Annotated in this window: 5 protein-coding genes; all 5 read left to right on the top strand. The window is 66.3% G+C overall.

The features are described 5' to 3' along the window. Positions 1-231 precede the first annotated feature (231 nt). The 5 genes from AC3WTC_RS07255 (at position 232) to pgaD (ending at position 7,514) form a co-directional block, all read left to right on the top strand. A complete protein-coding gene (locus AC3WTC_RS07255; protein ID WP_033831564.1) occupies positions 232-1,437 on the top strand; it encodes a CynX/NimT family MFS transporter in 1,206 nt (401 codons plus the stop codon). Positions 1,438-1,822: 385 nt separating this feature from the next. Beyond that, positions 1,823-3,862: a poly-beta-1,6 N-acetyl-D-glucosamine export porin PgaA gene (pgaA, locus tag AC3WTC_RS07250; protein ID WP_080148405.1), complete on the top strand. Its 2,040-nt coding sequence runs from the start codon at positions 1,823-1,825 to the stop codon at positions 3,860-3,862. 1 nt (position 3,863) lies between these two features. Beyond that, on the top strand, positions 3,864-5,771 hold the full coding sequence (pgaB, locus tag AC3WTC_RS07245; protein WP_025876446.1) for a poly-beta-1,6-N-acetyl-D-glucosamine N-deacetylase PgaB: 1,908 nt from the start codon (positions 3,864-3,866) through the stop codon (positions 5,769-5,771). A gap of 7 nt (positions 5,772-5,778) precedes the next feature. Continuing rightward, positions 5,779-7,026: a poly-beta-1,6-N-acetyl-D-glucosamine synthase gene (pgaC, locus tag AC3WTC_RS07240; protein WP_189914630.1), complete on the top strand. Its 1,248-nt coding sequence runs from the start codon at positions 5,779-5,781 to the stop codon at positions 7,024-7,026. Then, positions 7,023-7,514 (top strand): poly-beta-1,6-N-acetyl-D-glucosamine biosynthesis protein PgaD, encoded by a 492-nt coding sequence (gene pgaD, locus AC3WTC_RS07235; RefSeq protein WP_025876441.1) that lies wholly within the window; start codon positions 7,023-7,025, stop codon positions 7,512-7,514. Before pgaC ends, pgaD begins: the two co-directional genes overlap by 4 nt. The last annotated feature ends 425 nt before the right edge of the window (positions 7,515-7,939 follow it).

Here is a 7,939-nt window from a genome sequence, read left to right as displayed (position 1 = left end):
ACCACTCCGGTGGTCACCAAGAAGCCTGGAAGACATCAGTGTCCTCCGGGTTTTTTTGTACCTGGAATCCGGGACACCCGGCTACGCCGCCATCAGCACATGTCGCCGGGGACCTGACCCGGCCCGGCCACGTACAATGGCCGCCACTCCCCCACCTGCCACACCGGCCGCGCCCGGTGCGGGCGCTGCACGTCATTCTGCATGGCGTGCGCCACCTGCAAGGAACACCGCATGACCTCGCCCACCTCCCCTTCGCCACCACTGCTGCACGGGCGCGTGCTGGCGTTCGCCGCGATCCTGCTGGCGGCGGTCAACCTGCGTACCGCCGTCACCTCCATCACCCCGTTGCTGGACGTGCTGGGCCAGCAGTTCGGCTTCGGCACCACCATGACCGGCGTACTGGGCATGCTGCCGACCGCGTCGTTCGCTCTGTTCGGCGTCGCCACCCCGGCGCTGGCACGACGCCTGGGCCTTGAGCGCACCACCCTGCTGGCGATGCTGATGGCTGCCGCCGGCCTGCTGCTGCGCTCCAGCGCCGGCAATGTCGGCACCCTGCTGCTGGGCTCGGTGATCGCACTGGCGGGCATGGGCATCGGCAACGTGGTGGTGCCGCCGTTGGTGAAGCGCTACTTCGCCAACAAGGTCGGCACCATGAGCACGCTGTACATCAGCGTGCTGCAGCTGGGCACGATGATGCCGGCGCTGTTGGCGGTGCCGGTGGCCAACGCCGCAGGCTGGCGGGTGTCGCTGGGCATGTGGGCGCTGCTGGCGCTGGCTGCGACCCTGCCATGGATGCTGCTGGCACGCAGTGCGCCCAGGCCCGTGCTGGACAGCAGCGATCCCACCGCGCAGCCGCACGGCAAGGTCTGGCGTACCTCGTTGGGCTGGAGCATGACGCTGATGTTCGGCATGACCTCGCTGATGACCTATTCGATGTTCACCTGGCTGCCGCGCATCGTGGTCGAAGCCGGCGCCACGCCCGCCTTCGGCGGGGTGATGGTTGCGGTGTTTTCGGCACTGGGCCTGCTGCCATCGCTGGTGATCCCATCGCTGGCGGTGCGCCTGCAGAATCCCTTCCCGCTGGTGCTGATCGGCTTCTCCGCCTTCGTCATCGCCTTCGCCGGCCTGCTGTTCGCCCCGATGAAGGCGCCGTTGCTGTGGGCCTGCCTGCTGGGCGTCGGGCCGTCCACGTTCCCGCTGGCGCTGACCCTGATCAATCTGCGCACGCGCACCCCCACCGGTTCGGCGGCCCTGTCCGGCTTCATGCAGGGCGTGGGCTACAGCTTCAGCTGCCTGGGCCCGTTCCTGGTCGGCTGGCTGCATACCGTCAGCGAGGGCTGGACCCTGCCCTTCGCCTTCCTGTTCGGCTGCGCGCTGCTGATGCTGTGCGCCTCGTGGGTGGCCTGCAAGCCGCGCAAGCTGGAAGACCTGTGGTGACCGGACCGGCGGGCTGACGCCCGCCGCCGTGAAGCTGGACCCACACACCCCACTACCGCGATCTACACACCGCCACCGCAGCGGGTGACGTAGCGTGTCCAAAGCTGACCCGTTTCGTGTCCAGAACCGGCCCTGCCAGCGTGGTACGCCCCCACAGGGCGGCCCCGGGCGGCCCCTCGCTGCCCCGTGCCGTTCCACAGTGGACAGCAGAAAAGTGTATGCGCGACAACGCGTTGCGACAGGGCTGGCCGGTCATCCAAGGACTCTCCGTCAACAAGGTACGGATAGGAAGTAGGCGCTTTGGCAGAGCGTCAGCTATAGTTGGCATGTGATGTGCGTCACACTTTTGAGCACATCGTTCAGCAATGGATGCTTAGGGGGTCTCATGGTTGTTCATCGTCCGCTGGCGCTGTGCGTCGGCCTGGCCTGCGCCACTCTGGCGTGCTGGGCCCACGCGGCCTCGCCGCCCACCGTCATCACGCGCGCCGACCGGCTCGCCGAGATCGGGCACTACCGTGACCAGGCACGCTGGGTCGATGCACTGGCAGCGATCGAGCGGGCGCAGCTGCGCGAGCCCAACGACGACCTGCTGTACAAGCTGCAGGTCCTGACCCTGGGCGACATCGGCAACGCCCATCGCGCCTGGCGGCTTTACCAGGCCCGGCCCAACCTGTTCGACCAGGAGCAGAAAGCGCGGCTGGAGGCCAACTACGTGGCCAAGCTGGTCAACTGGAGCCTGGCCTACGGGGAAAGCGAAGACACCCGGCTGGTCGAGGCCGAGGCTTCGCTGGCGGAAATGGAGCAGTACGTCGAGCGCGATGGCACCGCGCAGGCGCAGGCGCCGCTGCGTATCCGCATGGACCGGCTGATCCTGCTCAACCGCCTGGCCCGCCACGCGCAGGTGCGCGACGAGGCGCGGGCGCTGCAGCGCGAAGGCCATGCCCTGCCCGATTACGTGCTGCCAGCCGTAGGCGACTCGCTGATGGCCACCCAGAACCCGGAGGAGGCCATTCCCTTGCTGGAGGCCGCCGCAAAGAACGATCCCTCACGCTTCGAGACACGCTCGGAGCTGGCCTATGCCTATCTGGAAACCGAGCAGGCGGAGAAGGCGGTGGGCTACCTGCAGGCCTGGCAGAAGGACGAACCGGCCTGGCGCTGGGGCGGCGGCAAGACCCCCTTCCAGAACTGGGCGCGTTACGAGGCCGACCTGAACCTGGGGATGGTGCGGGCCTACAGCGGCGACCTGCCCACGGCCCAGCGCGAACTGGAAGCCCTGGTCGAGGTCGGCCCGGGCAATGGCAGCCTGCAGACTTCACTGGGCAGCGTCTACCAGATGCGCGGCTGGCCACGGCGGGCGCTTGAGCGCCACCAGATGGCCTATACCCTGGACCCGCGTGACATCGCGCCGCGCCTGGGCATGTACGAATCCTACGTGCAGCTGCAACGCGACGACCTGGCGCGGCCGCTGCATGACGACCTGCTGGCACGCTATCCAAGCCAGCCGGCGGTGCAACGCATGGACCGTGACTGGCGCGCCCATCGCGGCTGGCAGCTGCTGGCCAAGGTCGAGGGTGGCCGCAGTTCCGGCGGTGGCGGCACCTCGCCGCTGGGCAACGACGACCTGCACTACGGCGTGGAAGTGGCCTCGCCGGTTCTCAACGACCGCTGGCGCCTGTTTGCCTTCGCCGACCGCCGTTCGGTCAGCTTCCAGGACCAGGACATCGACCCGCTGTGGATCGGTGCCGGCGTGCGCTACCGCTTCGACCGCCTCGATGCCGAGGCGGCGGTGATGCGCCCCAACGACAGCATCGGCGACACCGGCCTGCGCGGCGGCTTCGGCTGGCAGTTCAACGATCGCTGGCATGCCGGCGTGACCGCTGCCCGCAATGATCCGGAAGCCTCGATGCAGGCACGCGTGGCCGGCATCACCGCCGACAGCGTTGCGGTTGCAGTGGACTACACGCGCAACGAGCGCACCCACTGGAGCTTCGGTGGCAGCCAGTTCCGTTACGACGATGGCAACCGCCGCGATACGCTGAACAGTGCGATCGAACAACGGCTGTTCACCCGCCCGCGCCTGTTGATCGATGGCCTGGGCAGCGTCTACACCAGCCGTGGCAGCCGCGACGATGCGCCCTACTTCAACCCCTCGCGGGATCGCTCGGTGGAAGTGGGCCTGCGCATCGACCAACAGCTGTGGCGCCATTACGAGCGCCACTTCCGCCATCGCCTGACGGTGTCGGTGGGCAACTACTGGCAGGAAGGTTTTGGCAGTTCAATCATTCCAACCGTGGCCTATCGCCACGAATGGCAGTTCGATCAAGGGCGGATCCTCGAGTACGGCGTGAGTTGGTCGCGGCCGGTCTACGACGGCCAACGTGAACGACATATCGGCTTCGATGCCGCGCTGCGCTGGGGAGAATGAGATGGAACGGATGCTTCGCAACCTGACGACCGTACTGCTGCTGGCGCTGCTGGCCCTCGCCCTGCCTGCCGCAGCCCAGCGCGCCAGCTCGGCCGCGGAACTGGACGCGGCCGACAACGGCCTGCTGGTCCTCAGCTACCACGACGTGCGCGATGATGTGCTGGAAAAATCCGACGGCGACGCCTACGCGGTCAGCACGCAGAACTTCGCCGCGCACCTGGACTGGCTGTCCGCGCATGGCTATCACCCGGTGTCGCTGTCACAGCTGATCAAGGCCTCGCGCGGTGAAGCAACGCTACCGCCACGGCCGGTGCTGCTGACCTTCGACGACGGCCTGCGCAGCGTGTACAGCCGCGTCTATCCGCTGCTGCGCGCGTACAACTATCCGGCGCTGGTGGCGGTGATCACCGACTACGTGGACATGGCACCGGGCCGCACCATCGACTACGGCTACCGTCCCTTCGGCCATGACGACTTCCTGACCTGGGACCAGCTGCGCGAGATGCAGGCCAGCGGCCTGATCGAACTGGCCAGCCATACCGACAACCTGCACCACGGCGTGCAGTCCAACCCGCAGGGCAACCAGACCCCGGCGGTGATCACCCGCATCTACGACCCCAAGGCGCAGCGCTATGAAAGCGCGCAGGAGTACGAGAAGCGCCTGCGCGACGATCTCGGCCGCAGCGTGCAGCGCATCGAGAAGGAACTGGGTGTACGCCCGAAAGCGATCGTCTGGCCGTATGCCGCCTACAACCAGTTGAGCAACGACATCGCCGAGCAGCTGGGCATGCCGGTGTCCTTCGACCTGGAAGGTCGCAGCACGCCGGTGACGGCCGACCTGCATGGCCTGGCACGCCTGCTGGTGACCAGCAATCCGAACATCACCTCGCTGGCCTTCGAGCTGCGCCGCAACGTCAATCTGGACGGTACCCGTGCACTGCAGATCGATATGGACTCGGTCTACGACAGCGACCCTGCACAGCAGGCGCGCAACCTGGATGCGCTGATCGAGCGGGTGAAGCGGATCGGCCCGACCCATGTCTACCTGCAGGCCTTCGCCGATCCGGACGGCAACAACACCGCCGATGCCCTGTACTTCCCGAACCGCCACCTGCCGATGCGCGCGGACCTGTTCAACCGCGTCGCCTGGCAGCTGAAAACCCGTGCCGGGGTGAAGGTGTATGCGTGGTTGCCTGTGCTGGGCTATGAACTGCCCGACGCCGCGCAGCGTGCGGCGCTGGGCATCCAGAGCCCGGAACGCGATGGCATGTACCGCCTGGATTTCACCAAGCCGCAGGCACGGCAGATCATCAAGGACATCTACGAAGACCTGGCGATCAATTCGTATTTCGAAGGCCTGCTGTTCCACGATGACGGCTACGTGCGCGATACCGAACTGGCCCAGCTGCCGCAGGAAGGCAGCGACGGCGGCCGCACCCAGGCGCTGATTGATTTCACCCTGGAACTGCGTGACAGCGCACAACGCTGGCGCCCCAAGCTGGGCACCGTGCGCAACCTGTACGCGCAGCCGGTGCTGGAGCCGCAGAGCGCGGCGTGGTTCGCCCAGCGCCTGGACCTGTTCAACAAGGCCTACGACCGCACCGCGCTGATGGCGATGCCATGGATGGAAGGCAGCCGCCGCCCGCAGCGTTGGCTGGACAAGCTGGTGGTGGCCGTGCGTGCGCACGACCCCGAGCTGAAGCACACGATGTTCGAGCTGCAGACCGTGGACTGGCGCACGCAGCGGCCGATCAGCGGCGAACAGCTGCGCGCGCAGATCCGCCGCCTGCAGGCACAGGGCGTGCGCCATTTCGCGTGGTACCCGGACGATTTCATCGCCGACAAGCCGTCGACCCAGGATGCACGCGCGGCGATGTCCGCGCGCAACTTCCCGTACCCGGAGAAGTGACGTGGACATGAATCCGTGGCTCAACGCCATGTTCCAGTTCGCCTTCTTCTACCCCATGGTGATGGCGTTCTTCTGGATGTCCGGGGGCCTGTACTACTTCTTCCGCCGTGAGCGGAAGTCGCGGCCGCGCAACGACCCACCACCGATGGCGGAGTATCCGTTCGCCAGCCTGCTGATCCCGTGCCACAACGAATCGGCGAACCTGGACGACACCCTCGGCGCGGCATTGGCCCAGCGCTATCCGGACTTTGAGGTGATCGCCATCAACGATGGCAGCACCGACGACACCGGCACCCGCCTGGACGCGCTTGCAGCGCTTCATCCGCGCCTGCGCGTGGTCCACCTGGACCGCAACCTGGGCAAGGCCAACGCGTTGCGCATGGGCGCGCTGGCCGCGAGATCGGAGTACCTGGTGTGCATCGATGGTGATGCCATGCTGGAAGAGTTCGCCATGCACTGGATGGTCTGGCACCTGACCAGCGGCCCACGCGTGGGTGCGGTGACCGGCAACCCGCGCATCCGCAACCGCTCCACCCTGCTCGGCCGCCTGCAGGTGGCGGAGTTCTCCTCGATCATCGGCATGATCAAGCGCGCCCAACGCGTGTACGGCCGCATCTTCACCGTATCCGGCGTCATTGCCGCGTTCCGTCGCACCGCCCTGCACCGCATCGGCTACTGGGCCGATGACATGGTCACCGAGGACATCGACATCAGCTGGCGGCTGCAGCTGGATCATTGGGACATCCGTTACGAGCCCAATGCGCTGTGCTTCATCCTGATGCCGGAAACGCTGAAGGGCCTGTGGCGGCAGCGACTGCGCTGGGCACAGGGCGGCGTGGAAGTCCTGCTGCGCCACGGCTCCTCGTTGTTCAGCTGGCGCAAGCGGCGGATGTGGGGCGTGCTGCTGGAATACATCCTCAGCGTGCTGTGGGCCTACACCATGCTGGTGATCATCCTGCTGTGGGCAGTGGGTAAGTTCATCCCCATGCCGCCGTCGCTGTACATCGACACGTTGCTGCCGCAATGGCATGGCGTGATCCTGGCCCTGGTCTGCCTGCTGCAGTTCGCCAGCAGCCTGATCATCGACAGGCGTTACGAAACGCATATCGGCCGCAACTATTTCTGGGTCATCTGGTACCCGATGGCGTACTGGTTGATCAGCCTGTTCACCACGCTGGTGGCGCTGCCGAAGACCCTTCTCCGGCGGCGTGGCAAGCGAGCCACCTGGGTCAGCCCAGACAGAGGTATCCGATGAACGCACATCGCCAGACGACTGCCAGGACGCCGTCCAACCGCTTCGACTCGCGCCTGATCCAGAAACCGCGCAAGCAGCCCCGGCTGCAACGCACTGCCTGGGGCTTTGTGACCCTGGCATTCTGGGGGTTCTACTTCTACCTGTGGGCACCGCTGGTCACGCTGGTGTCCTGGTTGCTCGGTGGGCAGCTGGCGTGGCTGCAGCTGTACGAGCGCAAGCAGCACCTGGACCCGTTCGTGATCATCGCCCTGCCGGTGATCCTGGCGTGCTGTGCGCTGCTGCTGATCGCCTGGGCCGAGTACAACCGCTACCGCTTCTCCGGCAAGGAACGGCGCGGCCCGCACGAGGACGCAAGTCGTGCGGAGATCGCCCATTCGCTGGGTGCCAGCGATCAGCTTGCCGAACAGATGTTCGGTGCCAAGGCCATCACCCTGCACATGGATGAGCATGCACGGCCGCTGGGCATGACCGCGCAACTGTTGAGGTAACGGGGGTTCGGCCGGGCGGCGCCCGGCACCCGCAGAGGCCGAAGCAACAGCAACAGCTGGCAGTCAGTGGGATGGCGGGGCGGTATGGGCAGGCAGGACACGCCGTAAACCCATCCATGGGGGCTCGATGGCGCCATCCATGGCGCCAACGGTCCTGCCTACCCACACCGCCCCACCTCTGACAGATTTCCGCAATCTGGTAGATCCACGCCATGCGTGGATGAATCTCCATCGAAATCGAATAGTCGACAATTCATCAAAGAGCATCCACGCATGGCGTGGATCTACGTGTCGACCAGGGTCGACACCCACCAAGAGCAAGTCATGCCATCCCGACAGATTGCGGAGATCTGTCGAAGGCGGGGTGGGTCCGGTTGCGGGGGCGTGAGCGCCATGGATGGCGCGACCGAGCTTACAGGGACGTA

This window comes from Stenotrophomonas sp. FW305-C-20-S1 (assembly GCF_058783335.1).
The sequence above is the reverse complement of the archived record's forward strand: the minus strand, read 5'-3'. Positions and strand labels throughout refer to the sequence as shown.

Excerpts from the sequence above, each read along its gene's own strand:
- AC3WTC_RS07255 (WP_033831564.1), top strand. The coding sequence starts at position 232 with ATGACCTCGCCCACCTCCCCTTCGCCACCACTGCTGCACGGGCGCGTG.
- pgaA (WP_080148405.1), top strand. The coding sequence starts at position 1,823 with ATGGTTGTTCATCGTCCGCTGGCGCTGTGCGTCGGCCTGGCCTGCGCC.
- pgaB (WP_025876446.1), top strand. The coding sequence starts at position 3,864 with ATGGAACGGATGCTTCGCAACCTGACGACCGTACTGCTGCTGGCGCTG.
- pgaC (WP_189914630.1), top strand. The coding sequence starts at position 5,779 with ATGAATCCGTGGCTCAACGCCATGTTCCAGTTCGCCTTCTTCTACCCC.
- pgaD (WP_025876441.1), top strand. The coding sequence starts at position 7,023 with ATGAACGCACATCGCCAGACGACTGCCAGGACGCCGTCCAACCGCTTC.